The sequence below is a fragment of the Flavobacterium sp. genome (assembly GCF_031422135.1).
Lineage (GTDB): Bacteria > Bacteroidota > Bacteroidia > Flavobacteriales > Flavobacteriaceae > Flavobacterium.
The window spans coordinates 23,374-46,222 of record NZ_JANOQD010000115.1; the positions used below are offsets into that span (position 1 = coordinate 23,374).

At 33.5% G+C, this 22,849-nt stretch carries 18 protein-coding genes; 9 read left to right on the forward strand and 9 right to left on the reverse strand.

The features are described from left to right. Window positions 1-7 precede the first annotated feature (7 nt). Window positions 8-1,327, reverse strand: a complete 1,320-nt coding sequence (locus tag RMO70_RS14875; protein WP_310557228.1) for a prenyltransferase/squalene oxidase repeat-containing protein — start codon at window positions 1,325-1,327, stop codon at window positions 8-10. A 153-nt stretch (window positions 1,328-1,480) separates the two neighbouring features. Between RMO70_RS14875 and RMO70_RS14880 the strand changes: the two genes are divergently transcribed. Continuing rightward, the gene (locus RMO70_RS14880; RefSeq protein ID WP_310557229.1) at window positions 1,481-3,304 is read left to right on the forward strand and encodes a histidine kinase; all 1,824 of its coding nucleotides are present in this window, start codon (window positions 1,481-1,483) and stop codon (window positions 3,302-3,304) included. Then, on the forward strand, window positions 3,305-4,045 hold the full coding sequence (locus tag RMO70_RS14885) for a LytTR family DNA-binding domain-containing protein (protein WP_310557230.1): 741 nt from the start codon (window positions 3,305-3,307) through the stop codon (window positions 4,043-4,045). Between the two features lie 2 nt (window positions 4,046-4,047). Here RMO70_RS14885 and RMO70_RS14890 read toward each other — a convergent pair whose 3' ends face one another. Genes RMO70_RS14890 through panC form a run of 7 tightly spaced genes read right to left on the reverse strand, consistent with a single transcriptional unit; the run spans window position 4,048 to window position 11,400 of the window. After that, complete coding sequence (locus RMO70_RS14890) at window positions 4,048-6,015, reverse strand: transglycosylase domain-containing protein (protein WP_310557231.1); 1,968 nt, start codon at window positions 6,013-6,015, stop codon at window positions 4,048-4,050. A gap of 14 nt (window positions 6,016-6,029) precedes the next feature. Then, window positions 6,030-6,542: a hypothetical protein gene (locus tag RMO70_RS14895; protein ID WP_310557232.1), complete on the reverse strand. Its 513-nt coding sequence runs from the start codon at window positions 6,540-6,542 to the stop codon at window positions 6,030-6,032. A 14-nt stretch (window positions 6,543-6,556) separates the two neighbouring features. Further along, window positions 6,557-7,918 (reverse strand): DNA repair protein RadA, encoded by a 1,362-nt coding sequence (gene radA, locus RMO70_RS14900; protein WP_310557233.1) that lies wholly within the window; start codon window positions 7,916-7,918, stop codon window positions 6,557-6,559. After that, window positions 7,918-9,177: an alpha/beta hydrolase-fold protein gene (locus tag RMO70_RS14905; RefSeq protein ID WP_310557234.1), complete on the reverse strand. Its 1,260-nt coding sequence runs from the start codon at window positions 9,175-9,177 to the stop codon at window positions 7,918-7,920. The genes radA and RMO70_RS14905 overlap by 1 nt, the downstream gene beginning before the upstream one ends. Before the next feature lie 44 nt (window positions 9,178-9,221). Continuing rightward, window positions 9,222-10,184, reverse strand: a complete 963-nt coding sequence (locus RMO70_RS14910) for a lysylphosphatidylglycerol synthase transmembrane domain-containing protein (RefSeq protein ID WP_310557235.1) — start codon at window positions 10,182-10,184, stop codon at window positions 9,222-9,224. Window positions 10,185-10,187: 3 nt separating this feature from the next. Beyond that, window positions 10,188-10,538 (reverse strand): aspartate 1-decarboxylase, encoded by a 351-nt coding sequence (panD, locus tag RMO70_RS14915; RefSeq protein WP_310557236.1) that lies wholly within the window; start codon window positions 10,536-10,538, stop codon window positions 10,188-10,190. A gap of 13 nt (window positions 10,539-10,551) precedes the next feature. Next, the gene (gene panC, locus RMO70_RS14920) at window positions 10,552-11,400 is read right to left on the reverse strand and encodes a pantoate--beta-alanine ligase (protein WP_310557237.1); all 849 of its coding nucleotides are present in this window, start codon (window positions 11,398-11,400) and stop codon (window positions 10,552-10,554) included. A 107-nt stretch (window positions 11,401-11,507) separates the two neighbouring features. Between panC and RMO70_RS14925 the strand changes: the two genes are divergently transcribed. The 7 genes from RMO70_RS14925 (at window position 11,508) to RMO70_RS14955 (ending at window position 22,571) form a co-directional block, all read left to right on the forward strand. Beyond that, on the forward strand, window positions 11,508-12,317 hold the full coding sequence (locus RMO70_RS14925; protein WP_310557238.1) for a glycogen/starch synthase: 810 nt from the start codon (window positions 11,508-11,510) through the stop codon (window positions 12,315-12,317). A 4-nt stretch (window positions 12,318-12,321) separates the two neighbouring features. Continuing rightward, window positions 12,322-13,995, forward strand: a complete 1,674-nt coding sequence (locus RMO70_RS14930; protein ID WP_310557239.1) for a DUF4270 domain-containing protein — start codon at window positions 12,322-12,324, stop codon at window positions 13,993-13,995. 6 nt (window positions 13,996-14,001) lie between these two features. After that, window positions 14,002-15,849 (forward strand): glutamine--fructose-6-phosphate transaminase (isomerizing), encoded by a 1,848-nt coding sequence (glmS, locus tag RMO70_RS14935; RefSeq protein WP_310557240.1) that lies wholly within the window; start codon window positions 14,002-14,004, stop codon window positions 15,847-15,849. Between the two features lie 291 nt (window positions 15,850-16,140). Next, window positions 16,141-18,987 (forward strand): TonB-dependent receptor domain-containing protein, encoded by a 2,847-nt coding sequence (locus tag RMO70_RS14940; RefSeq protein ID WP_310557241.1) that lies wholly within the window; start codon window positions 16,141-16,143, stop codon window positions 18,985-18,987. 31 nt (window positions 18,988-19,018) lie between these two features. After that, window positions 19,019-20,500 (forward strand): G-D-S-L family lipolytic protein, encoded by a 1,482-nt coding sequence (locus RMO70_RS14945; RefSeq protein ID WP_310557242.1) that lies wholly within the window; start codon window positions 19,019-19,021, stop codon window positions 20,498-20,500. 207 nt (window positions 20,501-20,707) lie between these two features. Continuing rightward, window positions 20,708-22,219 (forward strand): F0F1 ATP synthase subunit beta, encoded by a 1,512-nt coding sequence (atpD, locus tag RMO70_RS14950; RefSeq protein ID WP_310557243.1) that lies wholly within the window; start codon window positions 20,708-20,710, stop codon window positions 22,217-22,219. A 70-nt stretch (window positions 22,220-22,289) separates the two neighbouring features. Next, window positions 22,290-22,571 carry a F0F1 ATP synthase subunit epsilon gene (locus RMO70_RS14955; RefSeq protein ID WP_310557244.1) on the forward strand — a complete coding sequence of 94 codons (282 nt, stop codon included), beginning with the start codon at window positions 22,290-22,292 and terminating at the stop codon, window positions 22,569-22,571. Window positions 22,572-22,652: 81 nt separating this feature from the next. Here the strand turns inward: RMO70_RS14955 and RMO70_RS14960 are convergent, their stop codons facing one another. After that, entirely contained in the window at window positions 22,653-22,805 is a 153-nt protein-coding gene (locus tag RMO70_RS14960; protein WP_310557245.1) for a hypothetical protein, read from the reverse strand. Window positions 22,806-22,849: the final 44 nt, after the last annotated feature.

Sequence of the window (22,849 nt, forward strand, 5' to 3'; positions counted from 1 at the left end):
AAGTAAATTATTTTTGTAAATTCTGAATGTCATTTTCGATACTCAAAATAAGCAAACTTGTAGCCGTACAAAACGCAGGACTTGTAATGCAATGATGACCGTTCCAGCTTCCGTCTTGGTTTTGAATTTTGATTAATTTGCCCGCCATATTATCATACCATTTTTTCCAATCGTTGTCTTTTTTTACCACCATAGATTCGCCCGTTTGAAGAAAACTCAAAAACTCTTCGCCGCCATTGTTTCCAAAACCGTTCATCACATCTTCGCGCATTGCTTTTACTTTTGCCGATTTATACACTTTGTCGGCCACATCATATTCGGCTGCTTTCGCGGCCGGAACTCCTATCTTTTCCAAATTTGCTTTATTTAATTTGGCATCTTTTTCAATTTTACCAGATTTTTTAGCATCATCCATTAATTGTTCTGCTTCTTTGGCTTCTACGGCGCTTCCTCTTACAGAGCTACTTACCGCATAAAGCATGACACCTGCACCGTCATCAGATTTTACGTTTTCGGTATTGGCATCATAATTGCTTTTTTGGTATTTTCTAGCGGCATCAAGTTTGGATTTATTCACTTTTATTTTACCATTTTTCGAAGCTTCTTCCAATCCAGAACTAGCAAATGACGATTGCAAAACACCAGCCCAACCAGCACCGGTAACTTTTCCAGCAGCGTCTGACGATTTTTCTATTTTGTCAACACATATTTGTATAGCGTCTTCAACACGTTTTAGCATTTTCTCGTCTTTTACTTTTGCTACTACTTGATTTAGAAACTGTAATGCTAAAACAGCGTCAATATTTTGACCCAGTTTGCTTTGTATTTGTGTGCCTCTTATTTTGGTAATATAAGCTTCGTCTTTGTTGTTTTCTATTTCGTTTAATAAAAAATTTAAAGCATTTTTTAACGTTTCGCTATATTTTCCTCCATCAATAGAATAACCACAACGGTATAAAGCCATTGCCGTCATTGCTGTTGTTGCAGGATCTGAACTCACAGCGTGCGGATTCATTTCTCCTTGATTGCTGTGTGAACCTGCGCCCCAACCACCATCTTTATTTTGGGCGGCAACAATCCATTTTTCGCCTTCTTCAATTTTTTTAGCATACACATTTTCTGTTTTAGAACTTGCATATCCTTCAACCGATTGTTCGCCCATAAGCGACATAAACACGCAAGGTTTTTCTTCGATGGTATTAGATGCCAATACTTTTTCAGTTTTTACAACATATTTATCCTGTATTGTGTTGTTAGTTTTCCAGGCTAAAGCTGTAAATAAAATAGTGGTGCCAATTCCTAATACTATTGCATTTTGTGATTTCATAATTTCTAGTTTTAAAGGTTTATGAGTCAAAATTATTCAGATATTCAATTCCATTTTTCTACAAATGGTGAAACTGGCTTTTCACTTGGTGAAAGTGTTTGTATTTGCTTTTTTAAATGATTTACTTTACATTGTTAAAATAAAGATTTGAAAATGCGCTTAGTATCATTATATATAGGTTTGATTTTTGGACTGTTATTGCTTCCCTCCGAAGCTTTAGCACAAGATACTATTAGAAAATCTAAAGCAAAAAAAATCTCCAAAATGAGTAAAGCAGCTGAAGAATTAAAAAGTTCTTTAGTTGAAAACGACGAACTCAAAATCGCTATGAGTTATGAAAAATTAGCCGAAGAGTTTAAGAAAAAAGGAGACAATGCTAAAGCTGAAGAATACCTTAAAAAAGCGCAAGCCATTTATGCCCGAAAAAAAATAGCGTCTAGTAATGCAGTTGTAACTAGAGGTTTGGCAAAAACACAAGAATCGCAAAATAAATATGACGATGCCATAAAGAGTTATGAAGCTGCGGGTGCTATTTCTGATAAAAAAAGTGAAGAAAAAATAAATTATAATGATGCAGAAAGACTCAAAAACGCCTCCAGCCCAAAAGCACAAGCTGTTTTAGCCAAACAAAAAATCGAGATATTAGAAAAAGACATAAAAGCTGAAAAAGAAGAAGTTTCAGACGCTTATAAACAACAAGCTGAAGCCAATTTTAAACTAAAAAATAGCGACGAAGCAATTCAGAATTATAACAAAGCCATTGGTTATGCCAAAGATAAACCTGACGAAGTAATAAAAATTAAAAACGAAATCGCCAAGGTTTATGTAGCCGAAAATTCCTTTGAAAAAGCCATCGCCATAAACGAAAAGTTGCTAACTGACGCACAATCTACCAATGATTTTGATACCCAAATAACACAACTGCAAGAATTGTCTTCAATCTATTTTAAGCAAAACAAGACTGAAAATGCCTTATTAATGCTTAAAAAGGCTTACGCTATTGCTAACAAAACGGGTAAGACATCCGAAGTTAAAACAACCGTAGCAAAACTATTGGAATATTACAAAGCCAACAATAATGATAAAGAAAGTATGGCTTTGTATGATGATTTTTTTAAAAATTTTGATCAATTAATTCAAAAAGACACCACGCTAATTGACGCCAAAACCTTTCAAGTTACCGAAGAAAAAATACGTCAATTAGAAAAAGAGAAATCATTGAAAGATGAATTAATAACTCGAAAAAACAAATTCAATTATGTTTTAATTGGTTCAATGGCATTGCTATTATTGTTTTTAGGATTTATAGCAAAAGCATTGTTTTCGATTAAAAGAAAAAATAAAGAAATTGCTTTACAATCGTTGCGAAGAGAAATGAATCCACATTTTATTTTCAACAGCTTGAATAGTGTCAATCAATTTATTTCGGAAAATAAAGAATTGGAAGCAAACAAATATTTAACCAATTACTCTAATCTGATGCGAAATATGATGGAAAATTCCAATCGCGATTTTGTAACATTGTCTAGCGAAATTGAGCAGTTAAAAAAATACTTAGATTTAGAACATTTGCGTTTTCAAGATCAGTTTAATTTTGAAATTATTATTGATGAAAATCTCGATACCGAAACTACTTTAGTGCCTAATATGATTGTTCAACCACATCTTGAAAATGCTATTTGGCACGGTTTACGTTATATAGAAAAGAAAGGATTGTTGCTATTAAAGTTTCAGGTTAATAGAGGGAAATTAGCGGTGATTGTTGATGATAACGGTATTGGTCTAACAAAAAGTCAAGAGCTTAAAACATTTAACCAAAAAGCTCACATTTCTCGAGGAATGAATAATACCAATGAACGAATCGCCTTGTTGAATGATTTGTACAAAAAAGAAATTACTTTTACTATTAGCGAAAAAAAATTACCAGAAACAGGAACAATAGTAGAGATTAATTTTCCGTTGATGGATAAAATATAGATGCAAAAAATAAAAAGTGTTATCGTTGAAGATGAAGTTGCGGCTCGGGAAGTGCTCAAAAATTATTTGAGTAAATACTGTCCGCAAGTAGAAGTTATTGGCGAAGCACAAAACATCAAAGAAGCCGTTCCGTTGTTGCATGATTTGCAACCGCAACTGGTTTTTCTAGATGTCGAAATGCCTTTTGGCAATGCTTTCGACGTGCTTGAAGCCTGCAAAGATTTGCAATTTGAAACTATTTTTGTAACTGCTTTTTCAGAATATTCACTCAAAGCTTTAAACCAAAGCGCCGCTTATTATTTGCTCAAACCTATAAGTATAGAAGAGCTGATTGTTGCAGTAAACAAAGTACATCAACAAGTTCTGAATCACGAAATTTTTAATAGAAACAAAATTATTGTCGAGAATTTTAGAGAAACTAAACCCGAAAAACAACAAGTTATTTTGCCAACACTAGAAGGTTTTGAAGTGGTCAAAATGGAAGAAATAATTCGCCTTCGTGGCAACGGAAATTTTACGGATTTGTATCTTCAAAACGGCAATAAAAAAATGGTTTGCAGGTTTTTAAAACATTTCTCAGAGATTTTACCACTACCTTTTTTACGAGTGCACAAATCACACATTGTTAATTTGAATTTTGTAAAATCATACAATAAAGGCGGTTTTTTGACACTAAAAGACAATTCAGAAATTGAAGTTTCTCCCACTTATAAAGAAGAGTTTTTGAGAAATTTCAAATAACCTTACTCAAACATAGGCTCTTCCACAATAACAGTATCTCTAAAAATAGTGTCTTTCTCCCTAAGATGCAACAAATGTCTAGCTCGACCAGATATGTAAATAGGTGTTTTTTGCCCAATGGTATCATCAGGAGTTAGCAAACCACGACGAAACATAATTTTACTGATAAATTCTTGATGCCTGTCGGCTTTTGATTTTTGATTTCCCAAATCGTCAAATTGTTGCATAAATTTTTTAGGTTTTGGTACAATCGATGCTAGGAATAAGCATTCTTTTAGTGTTAAGTCGATAGGTTGTTTTTGAAAATAAAAAGCAGCGGCTTCGCCAATTCCGTATACATTTGGTCCCCATTCAATTACATTAAAATACACTTCGAGCATACGTTCTTTACTCGCAATTCGGTTATTTTCTAGAATATAAACCAATAAAATTTCTTCCAATTTTCGGGATAGTGTTTTCTCACGTGTTAAGAAAACATTTTTGACCAACTGCATACTTATAGTGCTTGCACCACGAGCAAATCGTTTGTCTCTAATGTTTTTTACTATCGATTGTTTAAATGCTTCACTTACAAAACCACGATGAGACATAAACGATGGGTCTTCGGAAGTTAAAACACATTTTTGTAAATAAGGCGAAATCTGAATAAGAGGAGTGTAAAAAGAATTTCCTGAACCCACTAAAACAGAGCGTTGTCGTTTCCCATTTTCTATAGCACTATATACAAATTCTGAATTTAGTTTATTTAGATTTGCCTCACCATATTTTGTAATTTTTAGTCCGTATTTATTAAATTTGCTATCAAAAACTAATTTCCAAGGCTTGTCTAAGTTAACTTTAAAATCTAGTTTATAATCAAATTCGCCTTCGGCTTCCATTCCTTGAAAGTGTGAAAACAAACCTTTGGGTAAAGAGTTGATGAAATCCTGAGCTTTCATTTTTGGGATAGTCGCTTTTAGGGTATAAACCTTATCGCTTTCTGTATTATATTCAAAATAGGGATTAAATCTTATGTCGTTAAAAATCACTTCAGAATCTTCGGTCACACTTATAAAATCTGATCCTAAAAGTAATTTAAAATTAAAAATTGCTTTTTCAAAAACCACATCTTTTTTAGAAATTCTAGAATTGTTGACGGTGAAATTTTCTACAGATGTACTTCCATCAATATGCAAATCACCAAAATCAGTTTCAATGTTGTCAATTTTTAAATGTAGGTTGTCAAAACTTGTAGGCAACTTGAATTTTTCATCAATATAAGGTAATCTAATTTTTGTAGTATCATTGTTTTTTATAATCAAATCAGCAATTTTACTTCTTGGATTAACGAGTCCTTTGATGCTCCATTTTTGAGTAAACGAATTGGTTTGTACATTAAGCAATGTTTCAAATTGCTCATTTTTTAGCGTCAAAACATCCGTTTTAAAATTAACTTTTTTGCCCATATCATCAAATCGAAAGGCAAAGTCATTGATCGTAATGTTTTCTGGAACTAAGTTTAAAACTTTTGAAATCAGGTTGTAGGCTAGATCTGCATAATCTTTTTTTTCTTCTGTTTCAGTGGTTTGTTCTTGGGTTTTTTTCTTAAAAAAAGAAGCGAAATTTTTTCCGTCTTTATTCTTTATCAATTGTATAAAGCCTTTGTCGAGTTTTAAGTTTTCGAGTTGAATATCGCCCGAAATAATTTTAAATAAATTGACTTTGGTTTCTATTTTATCAATCGAAAGTAGTGTGTCTGCTTGTTTGGGAATTAGATTTATTTGTGTCATTGAAATTTCTGACAATCCAATAAATTTAGCTTCTTTTATAGAAAAATCACAATCATATTCTTGAGCAAATTTGGTTTCAGCTTTACTAACTACTTGCTGTAATATGGTGTTTCGAAACAAAAAAAGTACGATAATAAGCACCAATACAATCGAAACTGAAATAAGAGTAAAGCGTAAAATTTTTTGTTTTGTGATTCTCATTTTGTTTATAAAAATTAGTTCAGCGAAGCTACTAAATTTTCCACTTCAATTTTCTGCGCTGCATATTTTGTTTGTAAAATAGAATTTTCACCCATTTTGCTATAATAATCATTTGCTTTGTTGGCAAAAAAAAGCTTCTGGTGTTTAGGAACATCTGGAATTTGAGGATACATTTTATGAAAAAGTATCTCGTAATAGGCTTGCCATTCCCGTTCGTTTCTATCTTCTACAAAAGCACCAATCACCTTTTGAGTTACGTGAACCATTTCGTGAGCGATGAGATTGAGCATCAAAATAAATTCAAATTCAAAAGTATTTTCTGGAATTCTAATAATTTGTTGTTCGCCAAAAGTGCCTTCGGTAGTCATTAATATATAATCGGCTTTTGCTTTTTCGCGCAATTCGAAACCTTTAAAATTTGGGTGTTTTATTCCATATTGTTCTACAACATAATTTGCAGCTTGAATGGTTTCTCCAAGTTCGTGAAAGGTTTGTATGTTTTGAAGAATTTCTGAATAGGGTTTCATAAAACTATCGATTTTTAACCAAACAACTCACTTACTATATCTTCAATTTTCGCTACCAATCGAATTTTGATTCCTGTATTTTTCAACGAAATTTTATTGTATTTGGATACAAAGATGGTCGAAAAACCTAATTTTTCTGCTTCTTGAATGCGTTGATCCACACGGTTTACAGGACGAATTTCGCCCGAAAGTCCTACTTCGCCTGCAAAACAATAATCTTTATGTATAGGAATGTCTTCGTTTGATGATAATATGGCAGCCACAACTGCCAAGTCAATAGCGGGATCATCAATTGAAATGCCACCTGTGATATTGAGGAAAACATCTTTGGTACCCAATCGAAAACCAGCTCGTTTTTCTAAAACAGCAAGAATCATATTGAGCCTTTTGGCGTTATAACCTGTGGTACTTCGTTGCGGTGTTCCATATACTGCTGTGGAAACTAAGGCTTGAATCTCTATCATCAATGGTCGCATTCCTTCTAAGGTTGATGCAATTGCCGTGCCTGATAATTCTTCATTTTTATGCGAAATCAAAATTTCTGATGGATTGGATACTTCTCGTAAACCAGAACCTTGCATTTCATAAATGCCTAGTTCTGCAGTCGATCCAAAACGATTTTTTAGGGAACGCAGAATTCTATACACGTGATTTCGGTCACCTTCAAATTGCAATACGGTATCCACCATGTGTTCCAAAATTTTTGGACCAGCAATGCTTCCGTCTTTGGTGATATGACCAATTAAAATAACTGGAACGTTCGTTTCTTTGGCAAATTTGATAAGTTCTGCAGTGGTTTCACGAATCTGAGAAATACTGCCTGGGGAGGATTCAATATAATCAGTGTGCAAGGTTTGAATCGAATCGATAATCACGATTTCTGGTTCAATTTCTTGAATTTGGCGAAAGATATTTTGAGTTTTTGTTTCCGTCAGAATGTAGCAATTATCGCCTTTTGGTGTAATGCGTTCGGCACGCATTTTTATTTGCTTCTGACTTTCTTCGCCCGAAACATAGAGGGTTTTATAAGGTAATTTCAAAGAAATTTGAAGTAAAAGTGTACTTTTTCCGATACCAGGTTCGCCCCCCAGAAGTATTAATGATCCGGGTACAATTCCGCCTCCTAGAACCCGATTCAATTCGCCATCACAAGTATCCATTCGGATTTCTTGAGTGGAATCGATTTCTTTTATTAATAACGGTTTAGAAGCTTTTTTAACTTCGGAAGTTTCAGGTTTCCAAGCCGCTTTTTCTTCTTTTTGAATAATTTCTTCTACTATTGTATTCCATTCTTTGCAAGCATTGCATTGTCCTTGCCATTTGGAATATTGTGAACCGCAACTTTGACAAAAAAACGACGTTTTAACTTTTGCCATTATTTTGGTTTTTGCTCTTCAGTTGGCGTTTCAGCAGGAACTTCGCTAGGAACTTCAGTTGGTGTTTCAGTAGGAACTTCTTCAACTACAGCTTTTCTATTGCCTTTTATTTTCTTAGGAAGTTTGCCTTTTATTTCTTCAGCTTTGTTGAGCATCATATCTTTTGTTAAATCCCCAATTTCTTCTTTTATAAAGGCGTTTTGATAGTTTTTTAGAGCACGAGGTAGCTCATTTCGTTTTTCATAATACATAGCCATATGGTAGTCATACATCATTGATTTAGGATATTGTTGACCAGATATTTGTGCTAATTGTTCAAATTCAGTATACGCTTCGTTTTTAAGAATTGCGGTTTCAATTACTTTGAAATCACTCAATCGAACATTCATCTTTATTCCTAAAGCTTTTTCAATAGTATCATATTTATTTTTTAAATAATCAGCATAACCTTCTTTTAAGACAACAATTTTATCATTGTATTCAATAGAAGATATGGGTTTGTACACAGAGAAAATTTGATACAAAGCATTTGGGATTGCGTTTAAAACTAACGAATAGTGCGAAGCGTTTTTAAAATCGTCGAACTTGTAATTCAACATTGGATTTTTTACTGTTTTAATATTAGCATCTAAAGCTTTTATTTTTAACTGAAATTTTTTTAAATCTCCATCGGAAGTGGCGTGGTAGTAGTATACTGGTTTTTTGAAAGCAGACAATCTTGCCGCAATGCGTTCTTCCATACCTGTTGCTAAATCTGGACTTAACGATATGTATCCGTTAAATAATGGAATGTCTTTGTATAGAAAAGTATTTAAAAAACCCGCAGTTGAATCTAATCCAGCTATAATTTTAAAATTTGAAACAGGGTATTTTTTTTCTAAATGAGGAAGTAATTCACCGCCAATAAACTCAAAAAAAGCACCCCCTTTTTTAACAGGCAAACCAGAAGCGCCGTCAATTTCAGAGTCGTCGTAGCGTTCTTCGTTTTTATTTTGATTAATACCTACAATAATTACTTCTGGAGTGTCGTCCCAATAGTTTCCGTAAGCAATATTTCCTTCGAATGGTTTGAATAGGTATTCGCTGTCTAATACAAGTACTAAAGGGTATTTTCTTTCTGAATCAGCTTTGTAAGAAGCAGGAAGCTTAACTGTTATTTCCCGGGTAGAATTTAACTTTTCAGAACGAATTCGCTCGATGGTTTGCGAGAAAGTTACCGTTGAAAATAAGAAAACTATGGATAAAACTGTGTTTTTCATAATGAGTAGGTTGCCGTTAAAAATTCTAAAGCCAAGGTACAAATTTATTTGTTTCTACCCACAATTGGCAAAACTAAAAAAGCAATAACGCCAAGTACAACTGTAATAAGTAGTTGTGAGATCCACACAATCCAGCCAAATGCATTTCCGGCTTCGATAGGAATTTTATACAAAAATAAAATTTCAGCAATTAAAACTGGGAAAAATCCAAATCCACCATTAGTAAATGTCATCGTTAATCCTCCTATTACAAATGCCACAATTACAGTTGATAAACTTATTGATTTTGTAGCTTCTAATGAAAAGATTACCAGATAAAACATTAAAAAGTAAGACAGCCAAATGAGCAATGTTAATCCTAAAAAACGAAATTTATTAGGCATTTGATACACACTTAAAACCCCTTCTTTTAAACCTTCAAATTTAGATTTTATAAGTATTACAAATTTCCAAGTTGAATATTTGTAAATTAAAATAGCAGCAACAAATCCTACGCATCCTATAACAGCAACTAAAATTAGTTTTTGTACTGGAATGTGTTGTAAAAGAAATGTTTTAAGGGTTTTGAACTCTAATAGTAAAGCAATAGCTATAAATGTTAATAGAAGAAAGAAATCCACAATTCTTTCCGCAATAATTGTCCCGAAGGCTTTGTCAAAAGGAACTTCTTTGTATTTTTTTAGAACTAAAGCCCTGGAGATTTCTCCAGCTCTAGGTACAGATAAATTAACAAAATAAGAAACACTAACCGCTAAAAAATTAATTACAAAACCAGGATAACTTCCTATTTGTGCCAAAGTATATTTCCAACGATAGGCTCGCAACGCATAGCTAAAAATGGCTAAAAATAAAGACCCTAAAACATAGTTGTAATTTGCAGAAATAAAATAAGTTTTCATTTGCGCTCTTTGCACATCTGAAAACGAAGCATAGGTGTAATAAGTTAATCCTGCCCCAAGTAATATTGGAATCAGGACACTCGCATAAGTACCTATTTTATTTTTCACAATTTAAGTAAGTGAATTGTCATTCTCGTTAGGAAATACCAACCACGGTTTGAATGTTTTTGCTTTTTCAAAATCCATTCTAGCATAGGACATAATGATGATAACATCGCCTTTATGAACTTTACGAGCCGCTGGTCCATTGAGGGTAATTTCGCCAGAGTTTTTAGGTCCTTTTATAGCATAAGTCTCAAAACGCTCCCCATTGTTTATGTTTACAATATTTACTTTTTCGCCTTCAATAATGTTTGAAGCATCAAGCAATGCTTCGTCAATGGTTATGCTACCAATATAATTCAAATCGGCACCTGTGACTGTAACTCTGTGTATTTTAGATTTTACTACTTCTATTTGCATGGTACAAAGGTAATTATTTTAATGAAATGTTATCTATCAATCTTATGTTGTTCACAAAAACGGCTATAAAAGCACGAAATTTTTTATTCTTATTTTTCTTTTTACATTTTAAAAGTGTGGCTTCATCAGCAATTTCAAAGTATTCAAGGGTAAACATTTTTTGTTTACCAAATATTTTTGTGACCCAATCCGTCACTTCTTTAGCACTTTTCGTGCCAAAAAGTTTTTTAGCTTCAATAAGTGTTTGATAAATAAATGAGGCGTTTGCTCTTTCATTTGCCGCAAGGCGTTCGTTTCGGGAACTCATTGCAAGATTGTTTTCTTCTCTATAAATTTCACAACCTATTATATTTACTGGAATATGGTGTTTTTGAACTAATTTTTTAATAATGGCTAATTGTTGAAAATCTTTTTCACCAAAATAAGCATTTGTTGGCTGTACAATTTCGAACAATTTTTTCACAATGGTTCCAACACCGTCAAAATGTCTTGGTCGGTGTTTGCCTTCCATTTGAAATTCCAAACCATCGAAATCAAAAGAATTTGAGATGGTTTTTCCTTCATATATATCATCAATTTCAGGAGCATAAACAATAATACTTGAGTTTAGATTTTTTATTTTTTCTATATCACTTTCAATAGTTCTTGGGTATTTTTTTAAATCTTCAGGATTATTAAACTGAGTAGGATTTACAAAAACACTAACCACAGTAACGCTGTTATTGGTTAAAGATTCTCGCATTAATGACAAGTGTCCTTCGTGCAATGCGCCCATAGTAGGTACAAAACCAATGGTGTTTTTAGCTTCTAGTAAAGAGTTCAAAAGCGGTTTTAGTTCACTTTGTTTGTTGTAAAAAGACATTTTCAAAACATTATAATTCCATGCAAACTTACTATTTTAGTCGTAATCTGCATAAATTTTTGTAAATTTGCAGGATTTCTATACTGTAAATAAACAAAGTTAAAAATATGGAGGATAAAAGGATTTTATATGTATCGTCCGAAGTAGTGCCCTATCTTGCTGAAAATGAGGTGTCTTTAATGTCATACGACATACCAAAAATGATAAACGATCAAGGTGGACAAATAAGAATTTTTATGCCACGTTATGGAAACGTAAACGAAAGAAGACATCAATTACATGAAGTAATTCGTCTTTCTGGAATGAATCTTGTTGTAAACGACGTTGATATGCCGTTAATTATTAAAGTGGCATCCATACCAAAGGAGCGTATTCAAGTATACTTTATTGATAACGACGAATATTTCAAACGAAAAGCGACATTTACTGACGAAGAAGGAGTGCTGTTTCCAGATAATGATGAGCGAGCTATTTTCTTTGCTAAAGGAGTAGTTGAAACGGTCAAAAAACTCAATTGGGTTCCAGACATCATTCATGTTCAGGGGTGGATGGCTGCAATGCTACCTATATATATGAAGCATTTTTATAAAGACGAAGCGTTGTTTGCAGATACAAAAATTGTAACATCGGTTTTTAATCAATCTTTTGATGGAAGTTTAGATGCTGGAATGAGTAAGAAAGTTCAGTTTGATGGCATTCCTCAAGCGGCTATTTCAGAACTAGATATTCCGACTTTTGAGAATATTATGATGGCATCAATCAATCACTGTGATGGGGTTGTTATAGCATCAGAAAACGTTTCTTCAAATTTAACAAAATATATAGAAGCTTCCAAAAAACCTTTTTTACCTTTCGCCACCAAAGATAAGTTTGCAGAAGCTTATACGGAATTTTATAAAAATCAAATATTAGGTTAACATAATGAAGAATACCATTTTTTTAAAAAAGCTATCAGTGGTTCTGATCGCGTTGCTTTTTGCCTCTTGTGACAAAGATTACAATAGTTTAGGTTCGGATATTGTAGGAAACGAAAATTTTACTTTTGAAAACGAAACCTTCGATGTGATTTCGTATAATCAAGGAGTAGGTGCCGTTGAAACTGGAAATCTTGAAGTAAACTCGTTAGGAATTCGCAACAGTGCAATTTTTGGAAACACAAAAAGTAATTTTGTAACTCAATTATCATTAGCGACTTCAAAACCTGTTTTTGGAGCAAATATAGAAATTGACAGTGTTATTTTAAGTGTACCTTATTTTAGTAAAGAACTTTCTACTGAAACTAGTGGACGAAAAACCTATAAATTAGATTCAATATACGGAACTGCTCCAATAAATTTGAAAGTCTATGAAAACGGATATTACCTTACTGGAAACGATCCAAGTTCAAGTCTTCCTAAAAAGTATTATTCAAATCAAGATTCCGATTTTAATGGTCTTAAAATAGGAGCTTATCTTAATGATTTTACCGATATTAACATCAGTGACAATATTCCACCAGAAAACATAGGTTTTACACCAGACAAAAGAGGATTCGTGAAGTACAAAATAAAATCAGAAACACAATTAGTTTCTGGAATTAATTATGAGATAAAGCACACACCAACTACTGATGTAGAATCTAGAGCTGTGCCAAGTATGAGGATGCATTTGAATAAAGTATTTTTTAAAAATAAAATCACCGATGCGCTTTCATCAGTACTTGATAATAATAATGCTTTTCAAAATCATTTTAGAGGTTTGTATTTTGATGTTGACGATGCTTTAAGTGGAACGATGATGTCCTTAAATTTTAATAGTGGTACAGTTACTGTTTATTACAAAGAAGATAAAATAACCGAAGTAAAAACTGGAACTGTAGTTACAAAAAGAACAAACGAACGCCCAATGAAAACCTTGGTTATGAACATGGCGGGTAATAAGGTCAATTTATTAAAAAACACAAACCTCTCTGCGGATTATACTAATGCACTTGCAACTTCAAATCGTGTAGTTGGGGATAAAAAACTTTATTTAAAAGGAGGAGAAGGATCTAAAGCCTTTTTAGAAATTAAAGATTCAGACATTGCATATTTAAAATCAAAAAAAGTTTTAATAAATCAAGCTACCTTAACATTTACTATTGATAATAGCGCTATGATTAATGAAACGGAACCAGAGCGAATCTATGTTTTTGACGCGGACAATAATAGAGCTCTTTTGGATTACGTCTTTGATCAAACACAAAACGTAACCTATCCAAAATTGAGCAAATCCATACACGATGGGATTATAACCAAAAACTCGGAATCGGTTAAAAAAGGAATAAAATATGTAGTCAATATTACAGAACACATAAATAATCTTGTAAATAAAGACTCTACAAATGTAAGATTAGGAGTTGTGTTAACGGAAGGAATCAATTTATTGGGGAATGGGTTTTTAAAAACACCAGTTTCTGATCCAACTACTACAAATCCAAACAGAAAATTCGACAGAATCCCTAGAGCAACAGTAATGAGTCCATTAGGAACTGTTTTGTTCGGAAGTGTCCTGTCTACAGATCTAGATTTTGAAAAAAGAATTAAATTTGAAGTTTATTATACAAAACCTAATTAGTAAAATATGTGTGGAATTGTCGGATATATAGGTTATAGAGAAGCGTACCCAATTGTAATAAAAGGATTAAAGCGATTAGAATACCGTGGGTATGATAGTGCTGGAATTATGCTTTATGATGGGAATCAACTTAAAATTTCTAAAACAAAAGGGAAAGTTATTGATCTTGAAGAAAAGTCTTCAAAAGAGATTACTATAAATGGAACCATAGGGATGGGTCATACTCGTTGGGCAACACATGGTGTTCCAAACGATGTCAATTCACATCCACATCTTTCCAATTCAGGAAATCTAGCTTTAATTCATAACGGTATCATTGAAAACTATGAGCCCTTAAAAAAAGAATTAATCAAAAGAGGTTATGTTTTTAAATCGGATACAGATACGGAAGTATTAGTAAACCTTATAGAAGATGTTCAAAAAACACATACTCTTAAACTTGGAAAAGCAGTTCAAATAGCACTAAACCAAGTGGTTGGTGCTTATGCAATATGTGTTTTTGACAAACAAAAACCAGACGAAATTGTTGCAGCCCGTTTAGGAAGTCCATTAGCAATAGGAATTGGAAAAGATGAATTTTTTATAGCATCCGATGCCTCTCCATTTATAGAATATACTTCAAACGCTATTTATCTTGAAGACGAAGAAATGGCAATTGTAAGATTGCATAAACCAATGAAAGTTCGTAAAATTAAAGACGATACTTTAGTTGATCCATACGTTCAGGAGCTTCAAATGAATTTAGAGCAAATTGAAAAAGGGGGTTATGATCATTTTATGATTAAAGAAATCTACGAACAACCTAATGTGATTAAAGACACCTATCGCGGTCGTTTGCACGCTAATGAGGGCTTGATTAAAATGTCAGGTATTGAAGATAATATTGAAAAATTTACTAATGCACAACGAATCGTTATAATTGCTTGCGGAACATCTTGGCACGCAGGACTAGTAGCCGAATATATTTTTGAAGAGTTTACAAGAATTCCTGTGGAAGTAGAGTATGCCTCAGAATTCAGATATAGAAACCCAATTATTAACGAAAAAGATGTGATAATTGCGATATCACAATCTGGAGAAACCGCTGACACATTAGCGGCAATAAAATTAGCGAAAGAAAAAGGCGCATTTGTTTTTGGAGTATGTAATGTAGTTGGATCATCAATTTCAAGAGAAACACATGCGGGAGCTTACACTCATGCGGGACCTGAAATTGGAGTAGCTTCAACGAAAGCATTTACAACACAAATTACCGTATTAACTATGATTGCTCTTCGTTTAGCGAAAGCGAAAGGAACTTTAAGTACATCGGATTATCACAGGTATTTGCTTGAACTGGAAATGATTCCTGAAAAAGTTTTGGAAGCATTAAATACTAACGATAAAGCAAAAGAAATTGCGGCTGTATTTAAAGATGCAACGAATTTTTTATATTTAGGGCGTGGATACAATTTTCCAGTTGCATTAGAGGGAGCATTAAAATTAAAAGAAATATCATACATCCATGCAGAGGGCTATCCAGCTGCTGAAATGAAACACGGACCCATTGCTCTAATCGACGAACAAATGCCTGTTGTGGTTATTGCGCCAAAACAAGGGCATTATGACAAAGTAGTAAGTAATATACAAGAAATAAAATCCAGAAGCGGGAAAATTATTGCAGTTGTAACCAAAGGAGACCAACAAGTTCGTGCTCTTGCAGATCATGTTATTGAAATCCCTGAAACTTCGGATGCGCTTTCACCATTATTAACAACAATCCCATTACAACTATTGTCTTACCATATTGCGGTAATGAGAGGTTGTAATGTAGATCAACCACGAAATTTGGCCAAATCTGTAACTGTGGAATAATCAAAAAAGGAACTTTTTTTTATCAAAAGCGAGATTTTCCTCGCTTTTTTTATTGAAAATTTATATTTTTCATTTTTTTTGAATTGATAAAGATTGGTTAATTATGATGCACGCATAGCATTTATACGCGTGATAAATGTTAAAATTTTATTAAAAATCTAAAAATAATTGCTATTTCGCCTTGCTTTATTTGTTAAAAAAAAAAATTCAACCCGAAGTTTTTTCATAACTTTTTATTTTTCTCAAATTTTATTGTATTTTTCCACTCTAAACCAACAAAATTCAAAACGAATGAGAATGTATTTTATTATTTTGTCGTTGTTTTTTTGCGGACTTTCGTTTGCACAAAACACAATTTCAGGAAAAGTCACAGACGCAACAAATCAGCCGATACCCGGTGTTAACGTAACCGTTGAAGGTTCATCAAATTCAACATCAACTAGTTTTGATGGGAGTTTTAGTTTAAAAGTGATTAGTTTTCCAGTAACACTTAGTGCTTCAATGATAGGATTTGGAAATCAAACTCTTGAAGTAACATCAAGTGGACAATCAATTACAATTGTATTGTCTGAAGAATCTACAGCTCTTAACGAGATTGTAATATCTGCTTCAAGAGCCCCAGAACGTCTTCTTGAATCGCCTGTTACTATCGAAAGAATGGGTCTAAAAGACATCAAAAACACAACTGCTGCTACATTTTATGATGGGCTAGAAAACTTAAAAGATGTGCATTTTAACACCAGTAGTTTTTCTTTCAAATCAGTAAACACAAGAGGTTTTGCAACTGTTGCAAACACTCGTTTTATGCAGTTAGTAGATGGGATGGATAATTCATCGCCAGCACTTAACTTTGTACTAGGGAATTTAATTGGACTTTCTGATATAGACGTTGCTAATGTTGAGATTTTACCAGGTGCTTCTTCAGCATTATATGGTGCAAATGCTTTTAATGGAATTATGTTTATGAATAGTAGAAGTCCTTTCACAAAAGAAGGAATTTCAACCTATTTTAAATATGGTAGAACTTCTCAAAAAACGGCAGGAGACAATCCTTTTTATGACTTCGGAATTAGAGCAGCCAAAAAATTCACTAAACATTTCGCAGCCAAAGCAAATTTCTCTGTATTATCTGCTAATGAATGGATAGCTTCTGACGATAGAAATGTTGTAGATGGAGAATTTGATGGTTCAGGAATTGGTCACAATGCAAATATCAATTACGATGGATTAAACACGTATGGAGATGAAGTTACAACTAATATTAAAGGAGTTGGATCTACATTAGCTGGACTAGGATTAATTCCAGTAAGCGCAGTGAATTTATTGCCGAATACAAATGTTAGTCGTACAGGCTATAAAGAATCAGAATTAACAGATAATAAAATCGAAAGTGTAAAAGCTGATTTCTCAATGCATTTTAAGCCTTGGGCTAATGATTTTGAAATTATAGCACAACATAAATTAGGTTTTGGTAATACCATATACCAAGGAGCTAACAGATATGCTATGAAAAACTTCTTTATGGATCAAACCAAATTAGAGGTTAAGGGTAAAAATTTCTTTGTAAGAGGTTACATGACAACTGAAGATGCAGGCGATTCTTATGATATGCGTTTTGCGGCTTGGAACGTGAATAGAAAGTGGAAAAGTGATAGCACTTGGTTTGGAGAATATGCTGGGACTTACGTCCAAGCAACTTTGGCAGGGCAAACACCACAAGTAGCTCACTTGCTAGCTAGACAAAAAGCAGATACAGGAAGATTTTTGCCAGGAACTTCACAATTTCAAAATGCCTTAAGCGAAGTTACTCAAAATGCCGATTTGACAGAAGGAGCAAAATTTAAAGACCAATCTAAATTGTATCACGGTGACGCAAATTATAACCTAAAAGATTTAATTTCTTTTGGAGAAATTCAAGTTGGAGGGTCATATAGAAGATATGTTTTGAATTCAGAAGGAACAATATTTACAGATTTTGATGGACCATTAAAATATGATGAATATGGTGTTTACACACAATTTCAAAAGAAATTTGCTGATGATAGAGCAAAATTCACAGGGTCTGTTCGTTACGATAAATCTCAAAATTTTAATGGAAGCGTTTCTCCAAGATTGTCTTTAACCTATACAGCAGGAGCAAACAAGCAACATAATTTTAGGGGTTCATACCAAACGGGTTTTCGTAATCCTACAACTCAAGATCAGTATATTGGTCTAGATCTTGGACCATTCGCATTAATTGGATCTGCTCCAGAAAATTTAGCTCGATTTGTTGAAACAAGAGCAGTTAGTGTTGCTGGTGATGCATTGCCAGGTGTTGATTCAACTGTTTCTTTATCAGGAGTAGATGCCTATAATAATTCTTATGGATTGTCTTCAGTGCAAGCATTTTCTGCTGCGCCTAAGAGCACTCCTGCTGAATTAGTAGCGGCTGCTTCTTTGTTAAAAGTAGCAACAATAGGTTTAGTAAAACCAGAACAAGTTCAAGCAATTGAACTAGGTTACCGTTCAATAGTAGAAAAAATGTCTATTGACATTTCAGGTTATTATAATATTTATAAAGATTTCTTGAGTCAAGAAAGAGTAATTACACCATATTATGGAAACGTAAAAACAGCTTTTGATTTTACAAATCCAGCAACACTTTACACATTATCTGCTCTTGCAAATGGCGATAGACGTGTTTATCAAGTATATACAAATTCAGAAGCTAAAATTTCTTCTGCTGGATTTGGAATTGGTTTAACTAGAAAAGTAATTTCTAATTTTGAAGTAGCAGTAAGTTATAATTTCGCTGATTTTATCTTTGATGAAGCTTCTGATCCGGATTTTGAGCCAGGTTTCAATACACCGAAGCACAGAGTTAAGGGGTCAATAGGTAATGATAAATTATTTAAGAATTTCGGATTTAATACCAATGTAAGATGGAATTCAGAATATTTATGGCAATCATCATTTGCAAATGGAATGGTTCCTGAAAACGTAGTTTTTGATGCGCAAATAAACTATGCAATACCAATGTTGAAATCTGTAGTTAAACTTGGTGCAGCAAATTTAGGAGGTAAAGATTATATACAAGTAGTTGGAGCAGGTTCAATAGGACAACAGTATTATGCTTCTTGGACTATTAATCCTTAATAAATAAATAATTAACTTTATATAAAGAATTATGAAAAAAAATATAAAATGGCTATTTTTAGCTTCTATAAGTTTAGTTGCCTGTAGTGACGATGATGTTACTGTAGTAGAAGTCCCTGTATCTGCGGGAACTGCAAATTTTTCAAAATACATTGCATTGGGAGATTCTTTTGCAGCAGGATTTAGTGATAATGCTTTATTTATTAACGGGCAAGACAATTCATATCCATCTATTCTTGCTTTGCAGTTTGCAAATGCGGGTGGAGGAGATTTTAGCGTGCCATATATGACGGATAATATTGGAGGATTTTCTTCTGGAGGAACTCAAATAGCAATGTTTGGACCAAGGCTTTATCTAAACGGTCAAACCCCTACACCAGTTTCAGGAGTTTCAGGAACGGATATTAGTACTAAATTAACAGGTTCATACAGTAATTTAGGTATTCCAGGAGCAAAAAGTTTTCATCTAGTCACACCAGGTTATGGTAGTGCTGCTGGAAACCCTTATTTTGCAAGATTTGCTTCTGCAGCAAGCACTACGGTACTAGCAGATGCATTAAGTCAAACTCCAACCTTCTTTTCATTATGGATAGGCGGTAATGATGTTTTAGGCTATGCGACTTCTGGTGGTGATGGATCAAATCCAATAACACCATTAGCAACTTTTGATGCTGCATACAATGATTTGACAACTCAACTCTCTAGTGGAGGTAAAAAAGGCGTTGTAGCTAATTTACCTTATATAAATTCATTGCCATACTTTACAACCGTTCCTTTTAATCCTTTAACATCAAAGGTTTTAGGTGCTGGAAATGTAGCTGTAGGTGATGCAACAATAGGGCAATTAAACAGTTTGTTGTACGGGCCATTAAAACAAGCGCTTACAGCTTTTGGAGCTGGCGAACGAATTAACCTGTTGTCTACAACAAGCGGTAATCCATTGTTAATCAAAGATGAATCATTATCAAATTTATCCGCTCAATTAACAGCAGCATTTACACCATCATTAGGAGCTGCAACAGCAGCGTTCTACGGTAGCGTTTTTGGTCAAGCTAGGCAAGCAAATAATACTGACTTGGTGCTTTTGCCTACTCAATCTGTAATAGGCACAGCTCCAGTAGGTGTTCCATCTCCACTAAATAAATTTGGCATTACATATCCATTACAAGATAAACATGTATTAGTGCCTACTGAGGTTGCTGAAATTAAAGCGGCTACAGATTCTTATAACATCACAATCAAAGCAGCAGCTGATACCCATAATTTAGCTTTTGTGGATACTAAAGCGGTTATGGATAGATTGGTTTCTGGAGGAATTGTCTCAAATGGATATACAATGACATCAACATATGTTACAGGAAACTCATTTTCTCTTGATGGAGTTCACCCTGGAGCAAGAGGTTATGCATTAATAGCAAACCAATTTATTTTAGCTATAAACGCTAAATATGGTTCTACTTTCAAAGGCGCAAATTTAGGAGATTATCAAATCTTATACCCAGCTTCTTTTTAAAGACTATAAAACAGAATCAAAACCACCTTCAAAAGAGGTGGTTTTTGCTTTTCAATCAAAATTTTTTAAAAAAAACATTTATTTTAGAAATTCATTAAAAAACATTTAAAAAAAATATTGATATTTTATTTTAAAAAATTATCTTTGCACTCTGAAAATAGACATATTTTCTACAAACACAAATAGCTATTTAATAAATACATAAGCATGTCTAAAGTAATAGGAAAAGTTGCGCAAATCATTGGACCAGTTGTCGATGTAATTTTTAACACTGAAGGTGTTGAACTTCCAAAAATTTATGATTCATTAGAAATCACTAAAAAAGATGGTACAAAACTAGTATTAGAAGTACAATCTCATATTGGTGAAAACACCGTTCGTACCATTTCTATGGATTCAACAGATGGTTTAAGCCGTGGTTATGAAGTAGTTGGAACAGGAAACCCAATCAAAATGCCAATTGGACCAGATGTTTACGGACGTTTGTTCAACGTTATTGGTGACGCTATTGATGGTTTAGGTGATTTACCTAAAGATGGTGAGAATGGAATGTCTATTCACCGTCAAGCTCCAAGATTTGAAGATTTAGCTACTTCTTCTGAAGTTTTATTTACAGGTATCAAAGTAATCGATTTGATTGAACCTTATGCAAAAGGAGGTAAAATTGGATTGTTTGGTGGTGCTGGAGTAGGTAAAACAGTATTGATTCAGGAATTAATTAACAATATTGCCAAAGGTCATGGTGGACTTTCTGTATTCGCAGGAGTCGGAGAAAGAACACGTGAAGGAAATGACTTGCTTCGTGAGATGTTAGAGTCGGGTATTATAAAATATGGTGACGATTTTATGCACTCTATGGAAAATGGAGGATGGGATTTGTCTAAAGTTGATAAAATGGGAATGAGAGATTCGAAAGCGACTTTCGTTTTCGGACAAATGAATGAGCCACCTGGAGCAAGAGCTCGTGTAGCTTTATCAGGATTGTCTATCGCAGAGTATTTCCGTGATGGTGCTGGTTCTGATCAAGGGAAAGATGTGTTGTTTTTCGTTGATAACATCTTCCGTTTTACACAAGCGGGTTCTGAGGTTTCAGCACTTTTAGGGCGCATGCCATCTGCTGTGGGTTACCAACCAACATTGGCTACCGAAATGGGTGCAATGCAAGAAAGAATTACGTCTACAAATAAAGGATCTATTACTTCAGTACAAGCGGTTTACGTTCCTGCTGATGATTTAACCGATCCAGCTCCAGCGACAACCTTTGCTCACCTTGATGCAACAACAGTATTGTCTCGTAAAATTGCTGAATTGGGTATTTATCCAGCAGTTGATCCATTAGATTCTACTTCTCGTATCTTGACCCCACAAATTTTGGGTGATGAGCATTACGATTGTGCACAAAGGGTTAAAGAAATTTTGCAAAAATACAAGCAATTACAAGATATTATCGCAATTTTAGGTATGGAAGAATTGTCTGAAGAAGATAAATTATCTGTATCTCGCGCACGTCGTGTACAACGTTTCTTGTCACAACCTTTCCACGTAGCTGAACAGTTTACTGGATTAAAAGGAGTATTGGTTGATATTAAGGACACCATCAAAGGATTCAATATGATTATCGACGGTGAATTAGATCACCTTCCAGAAGCAGCATTTAACCTTAAAGGGACTATCGAAGAAGCTATCGAAGCTGGAGAAAAAATGTTGGCGGAAGCTTAAAAAAATTACGAATTACGAATTACAAATTAAAGTTTGTAATTCGTAATTTGAAATTTGTAATTATATAATTATGATTTTAGAAATAGTATCACCAGAAGCCACTTTATTTTCGGGAGAAGTTACATCAGTAGCCGTTCCAGGAGTAAATGGTGAGTTCCAAATGTTGAATAATCACGCACCTATCGTGTCGTTATTAAAACAAGGAAACGTAAAAATTATAGGTTCAAACTTTAAAATTGCTAAAGAATTTCAAGCAAAGTTTAATAAAGTAAACGAACAAACGTATTGGTTGGCAATAACTTCAGGAACATTAGAGATGAATGGAAATAAAGTTATTGTTTTAGCGGACTAAAATAATTTTAAATAAAAAAAAGCCAAACAGAAATGTTTGGCTTTTTTTTATAGTAATTACACTATTTTAATAATTTTTACACTAATTTTTTAGGATACTAATAAATGTTTCTTCTGCTTTTTTGATTACGAAAGGAAAAACCATTCCAACCATCACTACTTCTAAAAATGTAATACCATCTGTGTTTTTAGAATCGATACATTTTAACATACTGTTTTGTAATTTTTTTACCATTTTAAAATAAATTAGGGGTTAACAAATTTTAATGATTATATCTC

Excerpts from the sequence above, each read along its gene's own strand:
- RMO70_RS14905 (WP_310557234.1), bottom strand. The coding sequence starts at position 9,177 with ATGAAAAACACAGTTTTATCCATAGTTTTCTTATTTTCAACGGTAACT.
- radA (WP_310557233.1), bottom strand. The coding sequence starts at position 7,918 with ATGGCAAAAGTTAAAACGTCGTTTTTTTGTCAAAGTTGCGGTTCACAA.
- RMO70_RS14880 (WP_310557229.1), top strand. The coding sequence starts at position 1,481 with ATGCGCTTAGTATCATTATATATAGGTTTGATTTTTGGACTGTTATTG.
- RMO70_RS14885 (WP_310557230.1), top strand. The coding sequence starts at position 3,305 with ATGCAAAAAATAAAAAGTGTTATCGTTGAAGATGAAGTTGCGGCTCGG.
- RMO70_RS14875 (WP_310557228.1), bottom strand. The coding sequence starts at position 1,327 with ATGAAATCACAAAATGCAATAGTATTAGGAATTGGCACCACTATTTTA.
- RMO70_RS14930 (WP_310557239.1), top strand. The coding sequence starts at position 12,322 with ATGAAGAATACCATTTTTTTAAAAAAGCTATCAGTGGTTCTGATCGCG.
- panD (WP_310557236.1), bottom strand. The coding sequence starts at position 10,538 with ATGCAAATAGAAGTAGTAAAATCTAAAATACACAGAGTTACAGTCACA.
- RMO70_RS14960 (WP_310557245.1), bottom strand. The coding sequence starts at position 22,805 with ATGGTAAAAAAATTACAAAACAGTATGTTAAAATGTATCGATTCTAAA.
- glmS (WP_310557240.1), top strand. The coding sequence starts at position 14,002 with ATGTGTGGAATTGTCGGATATATAGGTTATAGAGAAGCGTACCCAATT.
- RMO70_RS14955 (WP_310557244.1), top strand. The coding sequence starts at position 22,290 with ATGATTTTAGAAATAGTATCACCAGAAGCCACTTTATTTTCGGGAGAA.
- RMO70_RS14895 (WP_310557232.1), bottom strand. The coding sequence starts at position 6,542 with ATGAAACCCTATTCAGAAATTCTTCAAAACATACAAACCTTTCACGAA.
- RMO70_RS14925 (WP_310557238.1), top strand. The coding sequence starts at position 11,508 with ATGGAGGATAAAAGGATTTTATATGTATCGTCCGAAGTAGTGCCCTAT.
- RMO70_RS14890 (WP_310557231.1), bottom strand. The coding sequence starts at position 6,015 with ATGAGAATCACAAAACAAAAAATTTTACGCTTTACTCTTATTTCAGTT.
- panC (WP_310557237.1), bottom strand. The coding sequence starts at position 11,400 with ATGTCTTTTTACAACAAACAAAGTGAACTAAAACCGCTTTTGAACTCT.
- RMO70_RS14945 (WP_310557242.1), top strand. The coding sequence starts at position 19,019 with ATGAAAAAAAATATAAAATGGCTATTTTTAGCTTCTATAAGTTTAGTT.
- RMO70_RS14940 (WP_310557241.1), top strand. The coding sequence starts at position 16,141 with ATGAGAATGTATTTTATTATTTTGTCGTTGTTTTTTTGCGGACTTTCG.
- atpD (WP_310557243.1), top strand. The coding sequence starts at position 20,708 with ATGTCTAAAGTAATAGGAAAAGTTGCGCAAATCATTGGACCAGTTGTC.